16 protein-coding genes are annotated in these 23,161 nt (G+C 55.0%); 6 read left to right on the top strand and 10 right to left on the bottom strand.

All coding sequences use genetic code 11. From position 1 onward, the window contains the following. Window positions 1–56: 56 nt before the first annotated feature. From FHS19_RS26625 to FHS19_RS26615, 3 genes are all read right to left on the bottom strand, one after another. Complete coding sequence (locus FHS19_RS26625; RefSeq protein WP_183584811.1) at window positions 57–2,801, bottom strand: bifunctional YncE family protein/alkaline phosphatase family protein; 2,745 nt, start codon at window positions 2,799–2,801, stop codon at window positions 57–59. Between the two features lie 269 nt (window positions 2,802–3,070). Then, window positions 3,071–3,295 (bottom strand): cold-shock protein, encoded by a 225-nt coding sequence (locus tag FHS19_RS26620; RefSeq protein WP_183584810.1) that lies wholly within the window; start codon window positions 3,293–3,295, stop codon window positions 3,071–3,073. A 23-nt stretch (window positions 3,296–3,318) separates the two neighbouring features. Beyond that, complete coding sequence (locus FHS19_RS26615; RefSeq protein WP_183584809.1) at window positions 3,319–3,684, bottom strand: hypothetical protein; 366 nt, start codon at window positions 3,682–3,684, stop codon at window positions 3,319–3,321. 171 nt (window positions 3,685–3,855) lie between these two features. Here FHS19_RS26615 and FHS19_RS26610 point away from each other — a divergent pair, with 171 nt between their 5' ends. Further along, a complete protein-coding gene (locus tag FHS19_RS26610) occupies window positions 3,856–4,701 on the top strand; it encodes a lipoate--protein ligase family protein (RefSeq protein ID WP_183584808.1) in 846 nt (281 codons plus the stop codon). Window positions 4,702–4,736: 35 nt separating this feature from the next. On the opposite strand, the gene FHS19_RS26605 is transcribed toward FHS19_RS26610, so the two are convergent. Beyond that, window positions 4,737–5,444 carry a Na-translocating system protein MpsC family protein gene (locus tag FHS19_RS26605; protein ID WP_183584807.1) on the bottom strand — a complete coding sequence of 236 codons (708 nt, stop codon included), beginning with the start codon at window positions 5,442–5,444 and terminating at the stop codon, window positions 4,737–4,739. Between the two features lie 371 nt (window positions 5,445–5,815). Between FHS19_RS26605 and FHS19_RS26600 the strand changes: the two genes are divergently transcribed. From FHS19_RS26600 to FHS19_RS26590, 3 genes are all read left to right on the top strand, one after another. Next, complete coding sequence (locus FHS19_RS26600) at window positions 5,816–6,343, top strand: cupin domain-containing protein (protein ID WP_183584806.1); 528 nt, start codon at window positions 5,816–5,818, stop codon at window positions 6,341–6,343. Window positions 6,344–6,496: 153 nt separating this feature from the next. Next, complete coding sequence (locus FHS19_RS26595; RefSeq protein ID WP_183584805.1) at window positions 6,497–7,183, top strand: response regulator transcription factor; 687 nt, start codon at window positions 6,497–6,499, stop codon at window positions 7,181–7,183. After that, window positions 7,176–8,468: a sensor histidine kinase gene (locus FHS19_RS26590; RefSeq protein ID WP_183584804.1), complete on the top strand. Its 1,293-nt coding sequence runs from the start codon at window positions 7,176–7,178 to the stop codon at window positions 8,466–8,468. Before FHS19_RS26595 ends, FHS19_RS26590 begins: the two co-directional genes overlap by 8 nt. A gap of 591 nt (window positions 8,469–9,059) precedes the next feature. Here FHS19_RS26590 and mprF read toward each other — a convergent pair. After that, window positions 9,060–11,699: a bifunctional lysylphosphatidylglycerol flippase/synthetase MprF gene (mprF, locus tag FHS19_RS26585; protein ID WP_183584803.1), complete on the bottom strand. Its 2,640-nt coding sequence runs from the start codon at window positions 11,697–11,699 to the stop codon at window positions 9,060–9,062. 269 nt (window positions 11,700–11,968) lie between these two features. Beyond that, window positions 11,969–14,128, bottom strand: a complete 2,160-nt coding sequence (locus tag FHS19_RS26580) for a catalase (protein ID WP_183584802.1) — start codon at window positions 14,126–14,128, stop codon at window positions 11,969–11,971. 207 nt (window positions 14,129–14,335) lie between these two features. On the opposite strand from FHS19_RS26580, the gene FHS19_RS26575 reads away from it, so the two are divergent. Together FHS19_RS26575 and FHS19_RS26570 are read left to right on the top strand one after the other, a co-directional pair. Continuing rightward, entirely contained in the window at window positions 14,336–14,647 is a 312-nt protein-coding gene (locus tag FHS19_RS26575; protein ID WP_105445588.1) for an ArsR/SmtB family transcription factor, read from the top strand. Between the two features lie 130 nt (window positions 14,648–14,777). Further along, on the top strand, window positions 14,778–15,902 hold the full coding sequence (locus FHS19_RS26570; RefSeq protein WP_183584801.1) for an NADH:flavin oxidoreductase: 1,125 nt from the start codon (window positions 14,778–14,780) through the stop codon (window positions 15,900–15,902). Window positions 15,903–16,047: 145 nt separating this feature from the next. Here FHS19_RS26570 and FHS19_RS26565 read toward each other — a convergent pair whose 3' ends face one another. From FHS19_RS26565 to FHS19_RS26550, 4 genes are all read right to left on the bottom strand, one after another. Then, window positions 16,048–19,170 carry an MMPL family transporter gene (locus FHS19_RS26565; protein WP_183584800.1) on the bottom strand — a complete coding sequence of 1,041 codons (3,123 nt, stop codon included), beginning with the start codon at window positions 19,168–19,170 and terminating at the stop codon, window positions 16,048–16,050. A gap of 77 nt (window positions 19,171–19,247) precedes the next feature. Further along, window positions 19,248–19,865, bottom strand: coding sequence for a TetR/AcrR family transcriptional regulator (locus tag FHS19_RS26560; protein WP_183584799.1), 618 nt, complete (start codon window positions 19,863–19,865; stop codon window positions 19,248–19,250). 248 nt (window positions 19,866–20,113) lie between these two features. Next, window positions 20,114–21,127 carry a biotin synthase BioB gene (gene bioB, locus FHS19_RS26555; RefSeq protein WP_183584798.1) on the bottom strand — a complete coding sequence of 338 codons (1,014 nt, stop codon included), beginning with the start codon at window positions 21,125–21,127 and terminating at the stop codon, window positions 20,114–20,116. A gap of 430 nt (window positions 21,128–21,557) precedes the next feature. After that, complete coding sequence (locus tag FHS19_RS26550; protein ID WP_183584797.1) at window positions 21,558–23,066, bottom strand: FAD-dependent oxidoreductase; 1,509 nt, start codon at window positions 23,064–23,066, stop codon at window positions 21,558–21,560. Between the last annotated feature and the right edge of the window lie 95 nt (window positions 23,067–23,161).

Here is a 23,161-nt window from a genome sequence, read left to right as displayed (position 1 = left end):
GATGGGGGAATGTGCCGCACCTTTGGTTTTACGCTTGTCTACTGTCGTACAATTCTTTATTGAACCGCTTTGCTGTCCGGCTGACTTGCAACTTCCGCAGGCGTAAGCACCTTGTCTTCGCCCGGATACGGCGTGTCAAACCCTTTGGTTGCATACCACGTCACATGGTTCAGCATATTGGCATTTGTCTCGTCCGGAGAAGCCTTTTCCCCGCTGAAATGAACCTTATTTTCGTTCGACCAGGCCGTCCACGCCTTCTCGATTTCCTTTGCTTCCGTTGTCACTTCTGCTGTATTGGCCAGTGCCGCAGCATTGGACCCAGGCTGGCCGTTTAACGTATCGAGCGGAATCTGGTTCGGCACGAACTCGTACGGCGTAAAGTCCGGCTTGTCGGTAAAGAGCTCGCTCATTGGAACGGCGGCTGCATCGTTCTGATTCATCGGTGGCAGGCCCAAAATTTGCTCGATGCTCCGGACCATGTTAATCACCGTCCAATAATGGCTGTCGGTCACGCCTTTCTTGACCCAAGGGCTGATGACGTAAGCAGGTGCACGGTGGCCGTCCACATGATCCACTCCGTTCTGTGCGTCATCCTCGGTCACCAGAATCAAAGAGTCTTTCCAATACGGGCTGTGGGAGATCAAATCGACGATCTTGCCGACCGCCAGATCATTATCGGCCACCTGGGCCTGCGGAGTCGGGAAGCCGGTGGATGTTCCCGCCGTATGGTCGTTCATGACCCACATTTGCACGAGTTGCGGCAGGTCGCCGTTTTTCACATAGTCCTCAAACTTTTGCTTGAAGATTTCGTACCGGTACTGATCCGGAATGCCCGAGTCGAACGTCGGAAACGGCTTATAGGTGATCGGGTCAAGCGACGGAATATCGGTCTTTGCCGTGTAATCCCCGATCGGCACATGAAGCTCTCCCTGCTTTTGCCCCGACAGGATCAAGTAGTCGTTATACCAGTCCGTCCATGTACCGAATGCCTGAGGGCCGCTGAATGCCGTGGTGTCTTCCCCGAAGTTGACGACAGATACTCCATGCTTCAAGGCATTGTCCCACAGGTGTCCGGTCGATGCGTAAGCCAAAGAATCTCCCGCACCCCCCGGATAACTCCGTACGTTGCCTACATCCGTTTCCTTGTCTTCATAATCGGTGTTGGTTGCCTGCATGACCCACTGGTGTCCGCTGGCCGACTGAATGCCGGATACGTAGAAGTTATCGAGAAGCGGGTAAGTATTGGCGATTTTGTGGAAGTTGGGGGTTACGTCTTTTCCGAATTGGGTTAAAGCGGGGTCCGAGTTGCCTTTGCCCATATCCCCGTGGACCTGGTCATAGGTTCGGTTCTCTTTGATGATGTAGAAAATATGCTTGATCGGCGAAGGCTCGCCAATCCGCTCAGGCATGGCCACCGGCTTCTTGTTGTTGCGCGGCTTGGCATTACGGCCGGCGATTTCGAACCAATTGTTGTTGGCATAGACGTCATCCGTCCATTGGACAAGCTCCTTGTTGGAAAGCGAAGCTGGAATGATGGAGAGAGACCCTTGCTGGGCATAGGAGGAATGTCCCGTCACGCTGATACCCTGTATTTTCAAATTGCGCTCTGGTCCGAGGGAACCGACCCCGTCGGCATTCGCCACGAGCAGCCGGTTATGGGCTTGATCCGTTGCGATATCGACCGGGAACCATGCGGTCGGCACCAGTCCGCGAAGTCTCGGTTCTTTAGACGGCCCGTTCCAGTCATAGACAGCCAGCGCGTTGTTGCGTCCGAGACTGACCGCAAGCTGGTTCTTGTTAATCATCTTAACCGCATTGGGCGCCGATCCTTTGGGTGCATCAGGGTAAGGCTTGACGTCGATCGTCTGTACAACATGGTTTGTATTTGTATCGATGACCGACACCGTGTCGCTGTTCGTGTTGGCGACAAATACATACGAACCGGAGACATCCATCCGTGCAGGCTGCAGTCCCACTTCGACCGTTGTGCTGACCGTTTTCCCGGACAGGTCCACCACGGACACGGTGCCGCTGGCCGAGCTTCCCGTTTGCTCCGCTACGATAGGCGTTCCGGATGAGTCCACCGTGAGGTCGCCGGGCTCGGCGGCTCTTCCGCCTGTGTTCGTCACATAAGCCGTATTGCCGCTGACCACGACGCTGGTCGGTGCGTTGCCTACGGGGATTCGATCGGTGAGTTGGCCCGACTCCAAGTCAATCACGCCCAGGCTGTTATCACGGCTAAGCGCCACGAGAAGGGTCTTCCCGTCCGGCCCAAGTGCAATATCTTGAGGATTAATGTTACCGCCTACGGCTGCCAAAGGAAGGCTCACGGTTTGGAGAATCGACGGGGTGCCGTCATCGGCGACCGACATGATGACGACTTTGCCCGTCGTCCCGGACGAACCTGTTGCATACAGCCGGGTGCCATCGGCAGAATAAGCCAGGCCCCACATATGCGAAAGGCTTAACGGGATGTTATTTTTGATCAGTGCTCCCGTTTCCAAATCTACAATGTTGATGCCGTTGCCGCCATAATCGCTTCTGCCGATAATGGCGGCTGCTGTTTTTCCGTCCGGACGCACCTTCACCGAAATCGGGTTACCTCCGAATTCAACTTGCTGGCCTGCCGGTGTGACGTATTGATTGACCGGTGTTAACACCGAACCGTTCGCCTGCCGTCCGACCAGATCTTTGTCAAAGGGGTTTCCTACCGCCGCGTATACGCTTCCAGCGCCGAGCAGCAAAGACGCCAGTGAAATCAAAGCCACGCCCCTTTTCTTGCCTAACTTCTTCCGTCTCATTCATTCCCTCTCCTCTGCTATCGATTTCAATCGTCCTGCAGGTTAGATATTAAGAAGGGAATGTAACGCCTATGTAAAAAGAAACGACGTATCTGATTAAGCGGATGAAAATAATTCCAAACCCCTATATGTATCATTCTTCATAGGGGGCATATTCGACTACGGCTCCATCCAAAGACCCATATGCAAAACATCCGCTGAAAAACGAAAAAGAGGTCCCCGCAGGACCTCTTCATACTGTGTTTTTTAACTGACCGAACGAGGCGCCCTTAAATGAGCGTCCCTTTCTTCAGCATTTTCGTCGGATGGTCGTTGACGACCAGCGGCAGCATTTTCATGCTGCTCACCATCGGAGAGTTGCACTGGACGCAAACCGGCTCCGTTTCAAAAGCAAAGTTGTCTCTCATCCAGCCGTTGCAATCATCGTTAACGCATGACCAGATCAAGGTATCGGCCTCGGGAATTTCCTCGACCACTTTTTTTCCGAAATACATCGCGAACCCTCCCGTTATTTACCTCAGTTCATCGGTGTCCGCTTAGTATGCCCCAGAAATATATATTTATGATAAAAATCGCCTGATGATCCGGACGGCACGTTACCGCTGGATTTCGTAGTACGTTTCGTCCGAGTGCTTAAACGGTCGGTTCCTTTCAGATACGCCAATATAATTTTCGGGTTCTTGACGACGCCCCAGTCCCCGTACTTACCCTTCTTGTCCCCCCAGAACAGTCCGACGGTGACCAGTCCGTATGTGAACAGAAGCGGCACGATCAGCAGCATTCCGGAGACGATGATACCGGGCGACACCCGTTCAAACTGGCTTTTCACCCCGCCGCTGATCAATCGCACGGTTGCCAGCAGGCGGTCGATCTCCGATCGCATGTTGTCCGTCACCCAGCTGTCGGCGTCGATCGTTATGATGATCTCTCCCCTGAGTAGCCACGCCGGATCGGTTATGTCATAATCAGGATCAGAGAGATTTTAAAGGGTACGGAATAAACGATTGAGGAACCGGTGGTCACGGTATCAGCTGAGGAAAAGGAAGCGGTGCGCATGTTTGAAGATATTACGGAAATAGCGGGGCAGATGCTCATTTTGGACCGGACGGCACACCTGGAGGATGTGGATGCCCTGTATCCATTTGCGATGGACGAGCTGCTGTGCCGGCGCACAGGAGAAGGAGGACCGCCGTTGTGTCATATTTGGCGCCACCCGCGCTCCTTTATTATCGGTCTAAGGGACAGCCGGCTTCCCGGAGCAGAGCCAGCGCGGACTTGGCTGGAATCGCTCGGATACCGCACGGCCATCCGCAATTCGGGCGGCGCCGCCGTTCCGCTCGATCCGGATGTGGTCAACGTGTCGCTCATCCTGCCGAAGCGGGGCGCGGGCGATCTCCACTTCCACCGGGACTTCGAGCGGATGTATGCGCTGATCCGGCAGGCGCTAGCCGCCACCGGACTGCCGGTGGACAAAGGGGAAATTGCCGGGGCTTACTGCCCGGGTGACTATGATCTGAGCATCGGCGGGCGCAAGTTCTGCGGCATTGCGCAGCGGCGCCAGGCCCATGCCTACGTGATCCAGGCCTTTGTCATCGCGGGCGGATCCGGGCGGGAGCGCGGGCAGCTGGTCAAGTCGTTCTACGACCTGGCTTCCGCCGGGGCCAAAGACGGGGATTACCCGTCCGTTGTGCCCGATTCCATGGCTTCGCTGGAAGAGCTGACCGGCATGGGGCCTGAGGCGGCCGACACATTTGCCGCCTCCGTCAAGGAAGTGGTCCGGAGCCTCCAGACAGCTGCCGGAGTAAACGAGGCGGCAAGCCGCCTCCACCTGCCGAGCGAGGAGGAAATCCGGGAAATGACGGTCAAGCTGATGCACCGTTACACGCCCCGAACGCCGTAAGACTACTCCAAACAAGCAAAATCCGCCCGCGAAACTTATCGGGGCGGATTCATGATCAGCAGAAGAATGCTCTTATCCAGCGTATCATTCCAGTCTATAAAGCAATCGGATACCGGCTGATGCAGCAGGCCGTTCAGGCGCTTGCTGCCCATAATATACTCTTTTTCCAGCCTGCTCTTTACCGACTTCAGCAAGCGGCCATGGCCCAGCCGGATCAGCGCCTTCTCCATTTCCAGGCACACACCGCTTCGCACCACCAGCAGCGTTCTGGGATTAAGCTCATAAGTGTCAATCTGCTCGGGCGATTTTTGAATTCGCTGGCAAATGTGGAGTATTTCCGCTTCGACTTCGGATTTCACAGGGTATTCCCTGTTCAGCGCGGCGCCCTGTCTGCCCGCCTCTGCCGACACGACCACGATCATCCCCGAGCCTTTATGGAGATTCCAGTCATAATACACCTCTTCCGGTTTCGATCCGTTCATGATTTCAAGATAATTGATAATTTCGGGAATTACCGCCTGCATCAGATTGGCTCTGGTCTGCACAATCATGTCCTCCTGCTCCTGTTCCAGCAGGATGCGTTCAGACGGCGTCAGGAAGTTGCGCAAATATATCGTAATAAAGGTGTGACCGACAGAAACCACCACAGATTCAGGTCCTTTGCCAAAGTGGTCTCTTAATAGCTTGCTGGTATAGCTGGCAAAGAGCTGATGAAATGGTTGTTGGTTATGTAATTGATCCATTGAATTAGACGCGTCGTTGCGGTACGCTGCTAAACATGATCTCGGCAAGCCGCCAAATCATGTGTCCGCAAAAGCGTGTCTTTATATCCCTCCTGATTACGAAATAAGCGGGTGTTTCCCTGTCCCCGGCACAACCCCCGGGTCCTCAGCAAAACAAAAAGGCCTAACTTTCCCTTTAACAGCAAGAAAAAGTTAGGCCATAAATGACTTTTATCCAAGGATATATTCATTCATTTACCCGACAATATGAAATTGACGTTTACCAGTCTTGATTATAGCATAGGTATCGTTCTAAGAACAACCGCGTTTCATAAAGTGCGAATATGTTTATTTATACTCCAAATTAAAGCGGAAGAGCGGAGGTTGACGGCATGAACGGTGCAGAGATCAAAACGATATTGTTTAAGGATGACGGTATCATTCCAGGCAACCCTAACCTGCCTGTCATCCTATACTTGGGCTCGCTTAAGGATGAACCGGAGGAAGCGGAAGCCGTCTTTAACCGCAACGGATGGCTGAACAGCTGGACGAACGGCGTCTTTGATTACCATCATTATCACAGCAATGCGCATGAGGTGCTGGGGGTGATTCGCGGCTCCGCCGTGCTTCAGCTCGGCGGCGAACATGGCCAGAAGGTCGAGCTGACCGCCGGTGACGTGGCCGTCCTTCCGGCCGGAACCGGGCACAAGCGATGCTCCGCCAGCAAGGATTTCAGGGTCGTCGGAGCCTATCCGGACGGCATGGATTACAATCTGTGCACCGGCAAGCCCGGGGAGCGTCCAGGGGTACTGGAGGATATTGCCCGTGTGCCGCTCCCGAACACCGATCCGCTGTACGGTGCGGCGGGGCCGCTGATGAGTGCCTGGAAACCCCAGCAGCAGACGGGTCATCACGCCTAAGCCTTCCTTTGACGACCACTTGATGAACGAGCCCTGTGCAGCAGAAGTGCAATACAGCCCTGAACCAGTCAAGCCGCAAGCCGTTCACCCATTTGACATTCCTGACAAAATAGGTTTCGATTAGGATCAAACGTCAATTGAGGTGAACATGCCATGCGGCTTCTTGTCATTGAGGACGACAAGCATTTATCCGATACGGTATGCGAGACGACCCGGGACCTGTTTGAGGCCGATCAGGCCTTCGACGGTGAAGAGGGACTGTATCTCGCCCAGCAAAATATATACGATGTCATCATTCTGGACATTATGATGCCGGGTATGAACGGGTATGAAGTGTTAAGCCATCTTCGCGAATACGACATCACCACACCGGTGCTGATTCTGACCGCCAAGGACGGCATCGACGACAAGATTCAGGGCTTCAAGAAGGGGGCCGACGACTATCTGGTCAAGCCGTTCCACCGCGAAGAGCTCCTGCTTCGCCTGGAGGCCATCGTCCGGCGCTCTGTCGGAGGGTTCAGGGAGCACACCCTCTCCTTCAAGGAACTGCGGCTCAATCTGAAGAGCCGTACAGTCAGCATCGGCGAGGAAGCGATCCTGCTGAACGGCAAGCAGATCGACCTGCTGGAATACCTGATGAACAACAAAAACATCATCGTGACCAAAGAACAAATTTTCGACCGGGTCTGGGGCATGGATTCCAGTACCACCAACACGGTGATCGAGGTCTACATCAGCAACCTTCGTAAAAAGTTCAAAGCGGCTGGTTACGACAAGTACATTAAGACGATCCGCGGCATGGGGTACATGCTGTCGGAGAACGGTGAAGACCATGAATAAAAACAAAGTGATCCGCCACCAGCAGCTCCGGCTGATTCTGTACAACCTGATCGCATTCACCCTGCTCTTCGGCCTCTTCGGTGCGATCGTATTCGGCCAAATGCGGACAACGCTGTTCGCCAAACCCGACCGGGATCTGACCATGTACAAAAGCATCATCGAATCCAGGTTCGGCGGCAGTCCGCTCAAGGATGGATCGTCGGAACGATCGTCGGAACGGTTCCGGTTTGGCAGGGTCATGCCCCCTCCAAGCCCCCGGATCATTCCCGTCCAGTGGAACGCCAAAGGTGAAATTGCCAACATCCAGCAGATCGGCATGCTGAACTACGAAAATTACGGTTTGGAAAACCTGAAATTCGACCCGTCCACGATCGGTGTCATTTCCAACCTGACCATGAAGGGCACGTATCACTTCCGCACGCTGACCGTTCCCGACCCCCTTTTTAAGGACAGCTACATCCAGCTGCTGGTCGATGTCGATACCGAGCATAATCTGCTGGGCAACTTCAAGCGCATCATCATCATTTGCGCGGCCGTGTTTATTCTGCTGTCGATCACCGCCAGCATCATCCTGTCCCGGAAAACGATTAAACCCGTGATCCGCTCCTGGGAGAAGCAGGTGGAGTTTGTGGAGAACGCGTCGCACGAACTGCGGACCCCGCTCACCATCATCCAGAACAAACTGGAATTGCTGCAGACCATGCCGGATAAAAAAATCGTGGACACATTCGAGAACATCGCCTTATCCCTCTCGGAAACCCGCCGGCTGTCCCGGCTGACGACCGACCTGCTTACGCTCGCCAGGGCCGATTCCACCGAAACCCAGCTGGAGAAGCAGCCGGTCGACATAGACGAATTGATCCACGACATGTGCAGCCCGTATATCGAAATCGCCGAGCTTTCGGACAAGCATATCTGGCTCCGGCTGACGAGCAAGGCCCGAATCCAGGCTGATCCCGCCCGGCTGCACCAGCTGATGGTCATTCTATTGGACAACGCCCTCAAGTATACGAAAGAGCACGACAGCATCGGCATCAGCACCTATATCAAGGAAAACCGGGTGTTTATCGAAGTCAGTGACACCGGCATCGGGATCAGCGAGGAGGGCCTTCAGCGCGTCTTCGACCGGTTCTATCGGGAAGATCGGGCACGCTCCAGGGAAAACGGCGGCTCCGGTCTCGGGCTCTCGATCGCCCAGTGGATCGTGCACAGCCATCACGGCACCATCCAGGCACTTCATAACCATCCGAAGGGGGTCATTATCCGCATCCGTCTGCCCAAATAGCTGCCTCCCTCTACTCGGTTTTCCCAGGAAAAATGTCATCCATCCCTCACGTCTTGAACACGAAGATGCGAGTTGGTGGAGAACGGTTGATGTTTTATGCCCGGTTCCCTTTTATGAGGATGATCATTTGCCTATTGGCCATCCAAACGTATGAATAACGGGGCCTGTCCTTATCCAATGGACATATCCTTGTTTTGTCCTACAAAAGAAGGACAAGACATATATATTCTCCTGCACGCGGTTGGATTCAAAATCCCTATATCTAGTGTCAATATCCAACACGTGTCCCATATATGGAATCGAACGTTTGAGCGAAGATATATTACTTCTGTCCACCTTTTAAAAGACAAAAACTGAATTTGTTCATTATACGCAGACAAGATCAATTTAACCGTGAACCCGCCCTAAATCGTCTGAATCGCAAACCATTCAGCTATTCTCCGGCATTCTTCAGGTTTTCGGACTGATTTCCCAAATTTACGGTCGGTCTGGCGCTAAGGATGTTCTACGCTGGCTCGCCAATCTCCAAACTTCACGATATAAAATACTGGATGGACTTTGGCGCCATCCTGAGCAGCGCCTGCTGCATCCTTATACCCTACGCGATACGAGCCGCACCAGATCGACGGTCAGCACCGGCAGTGACACGGAAGCGGGATACGCCAGGAACCGCGGCTCCCATTCGGGCGAAAACTTGCCCTTGTACTTCCGGAGGCCCTTAAATCCGTACCAATGCCCTCCGTACTGGAATACCAGCGCGGCCAGCTTCTCCTCACGCAGCGCGCTCCGGGTCTCGCCCACGCTTGCCAGCGGTGCGTTCCCGAGGTTAAAGACCTCGTATCCCTGCTCCTTAGACCACTCCAAAAGCTGGACGAACAAATAATCCATCGTCCCGTTCGGAACTTGGCTGCGGTGGCGCATGAGATCGATGGACATCGTCCGTCCACCGTCATAAGCCGGGGCAAGGGACGCAAAGGCAAAGATGCTTCCTCCGGCTTCCCGCAGTACGGCAATCGGCGCCTCCTGCAAATAGCGCTCGTCAAACCAGCCCAGGGAGAACCCTTTTTCCCGCCTGCCGTGCATCCAGTCGTCCGACACCGCGCGCAGCTCGCGCAGCAGCTCCGGTGCAAAAGGTGGATGAACCACTTCAAACACCGCCCCTTCCCGCTCGAAACGGTTGCGCACCGTACGCAGGTCGGTGTTTTTCTTGCCCGACAGCGTAAACTGATCCAGATGCACCAAGGCTTCTTCGCCGAGCTTGAAAAACCGGTAGCCGAATTCATGGTACATCGGCAGATAGCCGGGGGTCGCCTGATAGAAGACTACGGACATCGCGTAGGTATCAGCCATTTGCAAAAACTCGCCCACCGCACCCGGTACCAGCTTCTCCGGACCGAGCGGATCGCCGAGCACGACCAGCTTGTCACGCGAGCGGGCGTAAGGGATCAGCACTTCGTCATCCGCGGACCAGAAGAAGCTTTTATCCCCCGTAAACAACATATGGGTCAGCAAATTTCCGTGATGAATCTGCAGATACTGCCGCAGCCTGTCCAGATCGGCCGGTTTCGCCGGGGCCGCCACCTTGCGGCTGGGACGCAGCACGATCAGCATGGTCAGCAGAAGCCATGCCCCGGCGAGACCGATCACAGCAGATGCGGCATAAGGATTGGAGCCGACCATCCAATGCATCCGCTCCGCAGTCGGCAGGTGGCGCAGCCATCCATGGTGAACATGGGCGCCAACCCAGTAATAAGCCAAGGCGATCACCGCCGAAAGCATATACCATACGGCTGCGCTTCTCCACTCGATCAGGGCGCCTGAGCGATAAAAGCGGGCCCGGGAAATCCACAGCATCAGCGTAACGATCAGCAGAAAAATAGCTTCTTCGAAATCAAACGCCTTCGTAAAGGTGAAGACCGCCCCGGCGAAGAGCAGCCCGCTCGTCCACAAATACGCCCCGCGGATGCGGAGTGAAATGCCCCGGGAAAGAATGATCAGCATAAAGCCGATCATGACCGACAGCAGGTGGGAGATACGCATGATCGGCATGGACAGCAGCTCCTCCGACAACCGCAGCCGGTACAGCAGTCCTGGCGTTGCGGCCGACAGCAGCAGCAGGAATCCGCTGACCAGTACGAGTTTGCCGAGCGCCCACACGCCCAGATCGCTCAGAAAGCGCATCTGCCCCGGCCAGCGCCACAGCCGCTGCCAGGCGTTCAGTGGAATCTCGACGGCGGTCTCAACCTTCTCCAAGGTGCGTTTCGCCGGACTTCCGAATTCGAAGGCTGCCAAGATCAGCCCAATCAACCAGGGGATGACGTAGTAGAAGAGCCGAAACAGCACCAGGACGGCCATCGCCCTTTCGGCTGGATATCCCATATGCTCAATGCCGAGCAGGACGGTCAGATCGAACGCACCGATGCCTCCCGGCGCCATGCTGAGAATACCGGCAATGGCGGATACGGTATACATACCCATGACGCCCTGGAAGGTTACGTCATGCAGGACACTGGCGGCAATCAGCCAAAACGTCACGCCGGCGCAGGCCCATTCCAGCAGCGATGCGCACAGGGAGACGGCCACCGTGCTCCAAGGCGTCCGGCCCTCTCCTTTGTTGAACCACCGCGTAAACAGCGATGAGCGCTGCATCAGAATAAATAAAGGCAGGTAAAGTGCCATCCCCCATACGGCGAAAACCAGCCAGCGGTGCTCCCGGATCATCGTGGTTGCCGGGAACATCCCCGCTAGAACGCCCCAGGACATGAGGGACAGCCCTGTGATGATGACCGGTGACAGAAATACGACCGCAGACGCCATCAGCGAGGGCGCAATGCCGCTCCTTTTATACAGCAAGGTACGGAGGCCGGCGCCGGTCAGCCCGGCAAAACCGATCATATTGTTAAACGTGTTGGCGATCCAGGCGTAACGGAACGTGTTCCACCAGCCGACGTTCAGCTTAAAATGCATGCGGATCATGTAATCGTACAGGCTCATCACCCCGACGGAAAACAGGGAAAACAGACAGATCCCCACGACGGTGCCCACCGGCAGCAGACGCAGCTCATGGAACGTACGCGCCAGGTGAATCTGCCGCAGTTCCCGCTGCCCCTCCCAATAGACGAGAGCGATCACCGCAAGCGGAATGAGCAGACGAATCGCTTTGATCTCATATATCGAAGCCAGAATACGGAAAAATTTGTACCGCTCCAGCTTTTCCTTCATGCTATGCACCCTTTCAGCAGTGAAAACCCATTGATGTTGGTCAACATTCTTCCTTATCCTACCATAAAGCATTCATCCCATCCAAACACGTCCAATGAACCGGGGTTCTATGGGAAGAGGGGCAAAGAGAGAGGGGCAATCGGGACGGAATGAGCATTAGCACGAACGGTCAGATTCGGCGTCCAGGTATCGGAACAACGCTGAATGCTATAAAAAAATCCGGCCCCGAAACGAGCGGAGCCGGACCATCTTTTTGTTCATTTATATTCTCAATCGATTCACTTCGCTGGAGAAATCATCTGCATTTCCCGGCCCCAATGGCGGTGCAAGGCGATGGCGTCGACCAGCTGCCGGGCAAAGACGCCGCCGTCTTCCGTTTCCTTGTGGATCACCAGTCCGGTATCCTCGCCCGGAGATGCCAGGTGGCCGGAAGATGCCGAAGCGTCAGCCAAATGAATGCCTGAGCCGGACAGCAGTCCGGTCGCCAGCGCGGAAGCGCCTACGGTTTTGAAATGGTTGTAGGCTTCCGTCACGAAATTGACCGCCTCTTTGACGCCTTGCAGCTTGGCGATGTTCTCCTCCCCGCCGGCTACATAGACGGCGTCAAACAGCACGGAGTCGGCCGTCAGGAAGGTATGCATGACCTCCAGCTGGCTGCCGTCGGTTCCGGCGATCATCCCCAGATTCTCGCTGACGACTTCCGGAACGACACCCGCTTCAGCGAAAGCGGCGAGGACGGCTTTCATTTCGTCTGCGTCGAATCCGTCAGCGGCCAGCACCGCCACCTTACGTGTAGCCGGAGACATGGCGGTATGAAGCTGGCTCAGCGCCGGAGAGGCCTGGGTTTCGGCACCTCCCGCCACGGTCGCTCCGGAGGCTTCTTCTCCAGCCTTCGGCGGGTTGACGCCGACGCCAAGGGCGATTTGCTCGGCCAGCATCAAGTCCACGTTGCCGAACATATCGACGACCTGCTGCTGTACGCTTTTGCTTTTGACCTTGCCCACTTCAAAACGGAAGGCTTTAATGATATGCTGCTTCTCCACGTCGGACATGCTGTTCCAGAACAGCTTGGCCTGGTTGTAGTGGTCCTTGAAGCTGTCACTGCGCGCCCGGACCTTGCGCCCCTCCACCTTTTCCTGATAATGGGTGTATCCGCCCTCCTGCTCCGAAACCGGACGGGGATCGTTGTTTCCAAGGGAATTTTTATGATAGCTGGTTTGGCCCCGGTTGATCGTCATGCGGTGGTATCCGTCGCGCTGGTTGTTATGGATCTCCGCCACCGGCCGGTTGATGGGAATTTCGTGGAAGTTCGGTCCGCCCAGACGGATCAGCTGCGTATCGGTATAAGAGAACAGGCGTCCCTGCAGCAGCGGGTCGTTGGAAAAATCGATTCCCGGCACGACGTTGCCGACGTGAAATGCCGCCTGCTCCGTTTCGGCGAACACATTGTCCACGTTGCGGTTCAGCGTCATCTTCCCGATGCGCTGAACGGGGATGAGCTCCTCCGGCCATATTTTGGTCGGGTCAAGAATATCGAAATCGAAGTTGAACTCCTCATCCTCCCGGATGATTTGCACGCCAAACTCATATTCAGGATAGCTGCCCATTTCAATCGCTTCCCACAGGTCGCGGCGGTGAAAGTCGGGATCCTTGCCGGCGATTTTCTGCGCTTCGTCCCAGACCAGGGAATGCACGCCCAGCAGCGGCTTCCAATGGAATTTCACGAAATGCGCTTCGCCCTTGTCATTGACAAACCGGAAGGTATGTACGCCGAACCCTTCCATCATCCGGTAGCTGCGCGGAATCGCCCGGTCCGACATCGTCCACATGATCATGTGGGCCGATTCCGTGTTATTGGCGACAAAATCCCAATGCGTATCATGGGCCGTTGACGCCTGCGGAATTTCGTTATGGGGCTCCGGCTTGAACGCATGCACCAAGTCAGGAAATTTCAGCGCATCCTGAATGAAGAAAACGGGAATGTTGTTGCCTACGAGGTCGAAGTTGCCGTCTTCCGTATAAAACTTGGTGGCAAAGCCCCGGGCGTCCCGCACCGTATCAGCCGAGCCGTGGGAACCGGCCACGGTGGAAAAACGCACGAAAACCGGCGTTTTTATCGATGGGTCCTGCAGAAACTTCGCCTTGGTGTACTGCGTCATCGGCTTATACACCTGAAAATAACCGTGCGCGCCAAAGCCCCGGGCATGAACCACACGCTCAGGGATACGCTCATGGTCAAAGTGGGTCATTTTCTCCCGGAAATGAAAATCCTCCATTAACGTCGGCCCGCGTTCGCCTGCTTTGAGCGAATGTTCGTCCTCAGAGACCCGAACGCCCTGATTGGTAGTCATGGCCTCGCCCGCATCGCTGACGCGGAATTCCTCCAGCTGGCTGTCCTTGATATCCTTCTGCGGCTGCTGCTCGTTCTTACGGTTCATCAATGCATCCCCTCCTGGTCGGTTACGGACGGTGTCCGAGTATTTACACCCGTTATTTACCCGAATGAAGATACGCCCAAACGGGAAAACTAACCTGGCCATTTGCGATACATTTATTAAAAGCCGTGCTGCAGAGGCATTTTCCGGATTCCAAACTTTTTTACCAAACCATATTTACATTTCTATAAAAATAGATATAATAAAGTCATGGATACCTTATTAACCATTAAAGCACTATCAAACGAGACCCGGTTTAAAATTCTCGAATGGCTGAAGCATCCGGAGGAGCATTTTGATCCTCAGGAGCATATGCCGGCATCCTGTAATTTCAAGGGCGGCATTTGCGTCGGCAGCATTTCGCAGAAAACAGGGCTTGCACAGTCGGTTGTTTCAGGCTACCTGGTGAAATTGCAAAAGGCTGGCTTGCTGGAATCCCACCGGGCCGGCCAGTGGACCTACTATAGACGCAATGAGGAGGGTATCAATCGTTTTATCGAACAACTCAAGAAGGAACTTTAGGCTAAAATGACATATGGTACATACACATCTGAACCTTTTGGCTTTAAAGCTCCTTCTTTTCATCATATATATCTATTTTTATGGAAATATATAAAAATACAATTCCCAGCATATTGGAGGACATCTATACATGAGCAGCAATTCACAGCATTCCCGTTCCACCGCAGCTTTATTCGAACCGTTTACCATTGGCAGCCTGACGCTGCCCACCCGTATCGTCATGGCTCCCATGACCCGCGGATTCTCCCCGAACGGGGTACCGGGTCCGGACGTGGCGGCCTATTACCGCCGCCGGGCCGAGAACAACGTCGGCCTTATCATTACCGAAGGTACGGTAATCGACCACCCGGCGTCCACCGACAGCCCGAACATCCCGAGATTTTTCGGTGAAGACGCCATGAACGGATGGGCCGAAGTGGTCAAGCAGGTTCATGAAGCAGGAGGCAAAATCATGCCGCAAATCTGGCACATCGGCATGACCCGCCCGGTCGGCGCTGAGCCGAACCCGGAAGCGATGCCGATCGGTCCTTCGGGCCTTGATCTGAACGGCAATCAGGTTTCCGAACCGATGACGGAAGAAGAAATCGCCTATGTGATTCAAGCTTATGCCGACGCGGCTGCCAATGCTAAACGGATCGGGTTTGACGGCGTGGAAATCCATGGTGCTCATGGTTATTTGATCGACCAGTTCCTGTGGGAACGAACGAACCGCCGCACGGACCGCTACGGCGGCGACATGATGAAGCGCGCACGCTTTGCGATTGAAGTGGTGGAAGCCGTCCGCCGTGCCGTAGGACCGGATTTCCCTGTCGTGCTGCGCCTCTCCCAATGGAAAACGAACCAATACGACGCAAGGCTCGCTCCAACACCGGAAGACCTTGGGGAGCTGCTTGGCGCCTTGTCTGACGCCGGCGTCGACGTATTCCACTGCTCGACCCGCCGTTTCTGGGAGCCGGAGTATGAAGGGTCCGACCTGAACTTCGCCGGCTGGGCCAAGAAGCTGACGGGCAAACCGGCCATTACCGTCGGATCCGTTGGACTGGATGAAGCGTTCACGAGCCTGTTCACCGAAGGCAAAGGCGCAGGCAGCAAGGATATCGACGATCTTCTGGAACGCCTGGAGAACGGCGAATTCGACCTTGTTGCCGTCGGCCGTGCATTGCTTGCGGATCCCGCTTGGGCAACGAAAGTGCGTGAAGGGCGCATTGACGAGCTCGCACCATTCACAGCGGAAGCACTGAAAACACTGGTTTAATGCGGTCCCGCCCCACCCCCGGGACAACGCGCCGCGTGAAGCCTTGATATATATAAAGACCGGAAGAGGGCTGCAGCCTCTTCCGGTCTTTTTGCTGTGTACATAATATTGTCTGTACACATCGCGTTCATACGTTTACAAGTTATTAGGAATCCAGCGTGGAGTCTTTCCCGCTGACATGGGCCATCTGCTGCTTGCGGGACCGCCCGCGCGACAGGGTTTCCGGCAGCACGATCAAGGCCGGAACCAGCATCGGCAGCAGGATGAAACAGAGCACGACGAGACCGACGATCACGGCTGCGGCCAGCTCGATCAAGAGAACGAGCCCCGAAGGCATCAGCGTAGCGAACGTTCCGCCGAGAATGACCATGGCGGAAATAATGACGCCGCCGACGCTCCGGGCTGCCCTGACGATCCCTTCTCCCGGAGACAACTCCCCGTTTTCCTTGTAGCGTTCCATCAGGAAGATGCTGTAATCCACGCCGACCGCGACGATCACAATGAAGGAGAAGAATGGCACGAAGGACGATACCCCTTCCGCCCCGATGATATAGGTCGTCACGAATTTCGAGGCGCTCATCGCCACGTAGTAGGAAGCGACAAGCGACAATACGATAAAGACCGACGGCCAGAAAGACCGGATCACGAACAGCAGAACGACGAACACGCTAACGATGACGATAACCGCCGTGCTGTTGAAGGAACTGATCTGAGCCTTGTTTGTATCGTAGGTGGTCGAGCTAGGTCCGGCCGCCCCGAATGTGGCATTCCCGAGCACGGTTCCCTTCAGTGTACCGGAGACTTCGTCGTTGATCTTCTCGATCGTGTCCATGGCCGCCGGGGAATACGGATCGTCGTTCAGAATGACGATCAGCTTCGTAATCGTGCGGTCCTTAGACATGAAAGCATCCACCGCCTGCTGGAAGTCTTCGTTCTCCAGCGCCTCACGCGGAATAAAGAATGTCTTCGAGCTGTTCAGCTGGGTCAGGAAGTCATTGGTCTTGCCAAGACCATCGGAGATGTCGCCCAATCCGTTACCGCTCTGGTCGATGCCTTCCTTCAGCTGGGACATGCCGCCCGAGAGGCTGGAAAGTCCGCTCAGCAGCTGTTGCTGCCCGCTTTGGACGCTGCCCAGCGCAGCGTTTAGCTTCTTCATGTTCGCGGCAATTTCCTGGCTGCCGCTGCTGCCTTGACGCAATCCCTTGGCCAACTGGTCCGCCCCTTGCTCCAGCGCTGCCAGGCCGGCGGCCATTTGCTTCTGCGCCGCGGCAATTTGGCCTAAGCCGCCGGAGGCCTGGGCGAAGGATGCGTTCAGCTTGCCATAATTCGCATTCAGCTCTTTGAGACCGCCGTCCAGCTGTGCCAAACCGGTAACGAGTCCTTCGCCGGTCTGCTTCAGCTGAATATAGTTCGGATCCTCGGCCAGCTCGCTGTGGCTCTCGCCCAGATTGCCGATCAGCGTATTCATGCCGGCAAGCCCCTGCTGAATCTGCGGAATCTGTCCGGATACCTGCTCATAGCCGCCTGCGAGCGACGCATATCCCTTGGACAGCTCCGAGAGTCCTTGATTGATTTTGGACGTATTGGTGCTGACCGTGTTCATACCGGCTTCAAGCTTTGCGATGCCCTTGCTGAGCTCCGATGCGCCGCTTGCCCCCTGCTTGATGCCGCCGGATACCTGCGAGATCGCGTCCGTAATTTGATCGTAGCCCTGCTTGACCTGCCCCGTACCCGACACCAGCTGATTGGCGCTGGAGAAGTCCGGAGTCGTCAGCTTACCTCCGATCTGGTCCAGGCCGTCCTTGATCTGGTCCACGCCTTTTTTGGACGCCGAAATGCCGTCCGTCACTGTCTCCGTCTGGCTGCTGATATAGAAATCCTCCACCGGCTCCGACTGCGGCTGGGTCACGCTCGATACCGATTTGACCCCGTCGATGCCCTTTAACTTCTCCGTCAGCTTATCGATAACCCCAAGCGTGTCGGTATTGTCCATCGGCTTGTCGTCTTCGATGACGACAGTCGTCGGCAGCGCCTGGCCGCGGCTGAAATGATCGGCCACGATGCTGAAGCCTTTGGTCGACGGATAGCCGTTCCCCAGCTCCTTCAGCTGATCGAAGGACAGCTTCTGTCCGCTGGTCAGCAGCACCGGAATCATCAGAATGACGATGATGACCGTCACGATAATCGGATGCTTAACGGAAACCGCCGTCAGCTTCGCCCAGAAGGTGCTTTCCTTGTGGCCCGCCACCTTTTTCGACGGCCAGAACAGCTTCGGTCCGAGCGTCTTCATCAGGAACGGCGTCAGCGTCAGAATTTCAAGCACCAAAATGACTGTGCCGATCGCGACCACATTGGCCGACTTATAGATACCGAAGTCCGAGAAGCTGAGTCCTGCAAAGGCAATAAAGACGGTAAGAATGCTGTATACGATCGTTTTGCCAGCCGTTCTGTAGGAAACGACGATGGCTTCATCAACCGATTTGCCATGCGACAACTCTTCTTTAAAACGGTTAAACAGAAGAATATTATAGTCCGTCCCGATGCCGAACAGGATGAGTACCAGCAGCATCTGGGTCACACTGGTGACCGGGAAGTTCATTTTATCGATAATCTGCGCCGCGATCCCCATCGAACAGAGGTAGGATATGCCTACGGCAAGGAGAGACACGAACGGGATCACGATGGAACGGAACATGACGATGAGCACGACCAGAATGAAAATAACGGTCAGCGCCGCGCTTTTCTCCACTCCTGCCGTGGACGCCTTGATGTAGTCGTTCTGGATAAAATCCTCACCGCTCAGGTAGTATGTCGCTTTGACATCCTTGAGCGCCTGATTGAACTGATCCGTGATTTCCTCCATATCCCGCCCGTTCTTATCCAGGCTGAAGCTGACCATCACGGTCGTGCCGTCCTCCGAAATCAGCTGTGATTTGGCTTCGGGCATTGAGAACGGGTCCAGGACTTCGGTGATGCCAAGCTCGGATTGCTTCGCCTTCATGTTCATGACGCCGCTCTCGATGCTCTTCATGTCGTCATCCGTGAGCTTGTTTTCTTCATGGAACACCACGATGTCGCTGGTCCCGCTCTGGCCGGTCATTTTATTCAGCAGCGCCCCCGCAACCTTGGAAGGACTGTCTTCGGCAAGGGGATCCTGGCCTCTCTGCTGGAGAATGGCGTTCACGTCGGGCTGGAACACGGTCAGCAGGACCGTCGCTACCAGCCATAACACCAGAATCGCCCAGCGCCACTTGATGATTTGCCGCATGTTGTTGATCTTCCTCCTTCAACTTCCTTAGTAAACAAGCGTTCATTTTTGAGCGAAAAAAAGGGAATCCTATGGATTCATCCCTTTTTTTTATTCCAATGATCCGTGCCCAAGTAGTACAGATACACCAGCTGGTTCACCAGCCGTTTGACCGTTTCCCCGTCTTCGTGATCGCGCAGAATCAGACAAACGCCTTCCACAACGGTCCCGCCCAGCATCTGGGCCGTCTGCTTCTCTTCCAGCGTCAGCTCGCCAACCTCTTCCTTACCGAAGCGAAGCACGCTCTCCAGGATCGACACGACCAAGGCACAGATGCTTGCCTTCACGCCGGCGTATTTGGAACCGGTGCTGCGGTTAAGCAGAATCATCAGCTCAGCGCTGGACTCCTCGAACAGGTCGACGATGATGCTCTCAACCATATGCAGGCAGTCGATCGCCTCCGTCCCTTTGGCGAAGTTCCGGTCCACTTCCTGCTTGATGACCAGGATGTTGGCGATGCAACGCTCATAGACCGGCCCCACCAGCGCTTCGAACAGCTCCTCTTTATTTTTAAAATAACGGTAGATGTTCCCGGTGGTCATGCCGGCGGAGGCAGAAATGCGGCGCATGGAGGCATCGGCGTAATCGTGCTGCTTGAATTCGGCCAGTGCGGCGTTCAAAATACTTTGGCGGACGTCATCTTTGAGAATTTGCATTAATAAACACCCGTTTACTGATAGATTAATGAGTTTATTATAGCGGCTCCATCGCCTGCTGGCAAATGTCGTTTTTCCGGCCTTTCATCCTATGCGGGAAATTGTCGAAACATACGTTCATTTTAGGCGGTTATGGTCGACGCAGGTACCAAACTGCTTTCAGCGGAGCGGCACGTTCACCTCAGCGAAGTACAAGGTAAATAGCAGCGCCAGCCGGTATGCCAGCGTACAGTCTCCGCATCTCTCAGCTAGACCGCCCGCTCCTCGATCTCAAAACCGAGATCCTCGATCATCGCATGGTCTGCCAGCACATCCTGCCCCTCGGTCGTCAAATAGTCACCCACGAACACCGAGTTGGCTGCGTAGAGCGCGAGCGGCTGCAGGGAACGGAGGTTCAGCTCGCGGCCGCCGGCCACGCGGATTTCCTTGGAAGGGCACACCAGCCGGAACAAAGCCAGCACCTTCAGCGCCTTCAGCGCGGGCGTACGTCCGGCCTGCTCCAATGGCGTCCCCGGAATCGCGTTCAAAAAATTGACCGGGATCGAGTCGGCGTCCAGCTCCCGCAAGGCGTAAGCCATGCCGACGATATCCTCATCGCTTTCGCCCATGCCGATGATGACCCCGGAGCAGGGGGACAAGCCGGAAGCTTTGGCCTTCTGGACCGTGTCCACCCGGTCGTCATAGGTGTGCGTTGTAGTAATACGGCTATAATTGGACTGGCTCGTATTGAGATTATGGTTGTACCGGTGCACCCCGGCCTCAGCTAATTTCTCGGCCTGTCCGTCCTTTAGCAGTCCCAGGCAGGCGCAAATTTTAAGCGGCATCGTCTCCCGGATCTCTTGAACGGCCTCCACCACTTGATCCAGTTCCCTCGGCGTCGGGCCTCGGCCGGAGGCCACGATGCAGTATGTACCGGCTTTACGCGCAAGTGCCTCCCTCGCTCCGGCAAGCACCGTTTCTTTATCCAGCAGGCTGTACTTCTCGATCGGCGCCGTGGATACGATAGATTGGGAGCAGTAACCGCAGTCCTCGGGACACAGTCCGCTTTTGGCGTTTAAGATCATGTTGAGCTTCACCTTCAGGCCGTAGTAATGCTTTCTCACCGTAAAAGCAGCCTGCATCAGTCCCAAAAGTTCTTCATTCGGCGCGTTTAATACGGCCAGCCCCTCTTCCATGGTAAGCCGCTGCCCTTTCAGTGCCTTGTCGGCCAGAGCCTGCCAGTCCTGCCGTACCGGGCTTCCTAAGACCGTCTCTTTCTGCATAGGTTATCATCCCTTCGAACTGTTATATTTTCGGTATCGTGAAGTCGTTACATCGGTCTATTTGCCGCTCGTTAATTGTCAACCTATTTAAAGTTATTATGGTTGACAATTAATTTATCGCTATTCTAGCAGATCCATCACCCGCTGTAAATGCATGAAAAGACAATCCGCTGCCCCCAGCTTCGCCTCTTCCTTGCAGCGACTCTAATCACCTCCATGGAAAAGGCTGCCGCGAGACGCTGTTGTTCTCCTGCGGCAGCGGATCCCGAGGAAATGCCTTTCACGGACGACGCAAAAAGGCAGAGAGCCCTAAGCCTAAGCTCCCTGCCTTTCTGACAAATTGTTGATTCGGATTACCGCAGCGGGTAACGGTTGAATCGTATGAGCATGCCGGGACAAGGGACAGCGTCCAAATATCCTAGCGCGTTCCTCATCCGGCTACTTTAATATGATAGTCCTTTTTCAAGTACTGATGAATCCGTTTGAAATCTCCCTGGTTCAGGTCGTGCAGGCGCTTGCCCTGCTTCAGCTCCCGGCCCAAAATAATGCCGATCGTCTGCGCCGCCAGGGCAGTGTTCGGCATGATGCGCGCACTGCCATAGGCTTCGATGGCCGCCCCGATATTTTTGCCGGTCACCAGGACGTTCTCATAGCCCTTCAGCTCAAAAGAGCGCAGCGGAATGCCATAGCGGTCCGGCTGCCCGAGATGGATGCCCTTTGGCACCGTCCGGGTTCCCTGCAGATCCAGCGCATAGCCGCCAATGCTGACGTTATCCCAGAACATCCTGCTGTTCATGACGTCCGAGAAGGTCAAAATATAATCCGTTTCGAACCGGTTATAGTCGCGGATATACAAATATTCCGGAAAGCCGTTCAGCTCGGCCCGGTCGAACCCCGGGATGTTCTTCCTCAAAAATTGCAGGATGTACGGCGCTTCTGCCTTCGCTTTATCCAGGGCGGACTGCACAGACTTCGGATCGGAAGGATTGACGTCGAAGATCAGAAGGGAGTTCATAATGGCTTCGCCACCCTTCTGATAAGAGGTGTTCATTCCTCTCAGCAGCAGCTGCGGATCGCGCGACTTGTATTTGAGCGTGATGTTGCTGAATCCGGTGGCAAAATCCCAATCGACATACGTATTTCCGCCGTACTTATCCCGGACGTTGGTCAATGGGTAATCGTCCAGCACGGCCTGGTGAAGCTTGCTCCAGTTTACATGCTTGAACTTAAGCATCATCGTGGCCGCCATATAGTCGGGATGGCCGACCTTTGAAATGCGTTCCATCCCGGGAATCCGCTTGGCATTCAGCTTGCCGGTCAAGGCGTTAAAGTCCGTATTCTCCAGCCAATAGCCCGCCTCAATCGTAGAGATGTTCCCTTGAAGATCCTGGTATGTCAAGGATTTCAGCAGTTTTCCGCCGCCGGAAGCCGCAACCGCGACGGACTTGACCGTGATTCCGCTTTGAACCGGAATTCCCTTGATCAGACGGTTATAGTACCGGTTAAAATCGGCCTCCTTCCGGATTTTCCCGCTGTTATAGCCGTCAAACAGGGTTTTGATTTCGCCCTGGACCAGACTCCGCTTCTTGGCGTCATGCGGCTCGTCCAGAAACATCATCTGTCCCTGAATCAGCTCGCCGCCCGGCTTGTTCCGCGGATCGAGAATCAGAACGCTGAGCCCCTGTTTTTGTGCTTCCCGGGCCAGCAGCACCCCCTGTATTTCGCTGCCGATGACGACGACGTCGTAATGCTTGCTTTGCGTGTGCTTGCCCTGCGCTTGCTTGTCCTGCGTTCCCGCCTTGCCCCCTGTCCTCACGGGAGCATCCACCTGAGCCGTCGCGGCCTCAGGGAACAGGGAAGCCGGCGTTAATGAAACAACCAGCCCCACAAGCAGGAGTGGAAAAAGGACGAAATATACGAATTTCCGCTTATTGATCATGAAAAAGCATGCGCCCCTATCCTAGTAATCGTGTCTGGAAAACGTCTAATCATGCGGGTGCCGCACAGTCCTAGTTATCATAAAACCCGTGACGG

The organism is Paenibacillus rhizosphaerae (assembly GCF_014192015.1).
In the GTDB taxonomy this organism is placed as follows: Bacteria; Bacillota; Bacilli; order Paenibacillales; family Paenibacillaceae; genus Paenibacillus_AQ; species Paenibacillus_AQ rhizosphaerae.
The sequence above is the reverse complement of the archived record's forward strand: the minus strand, read 5'-3'. Positions and strand labels throughout refer to the sequence as shown.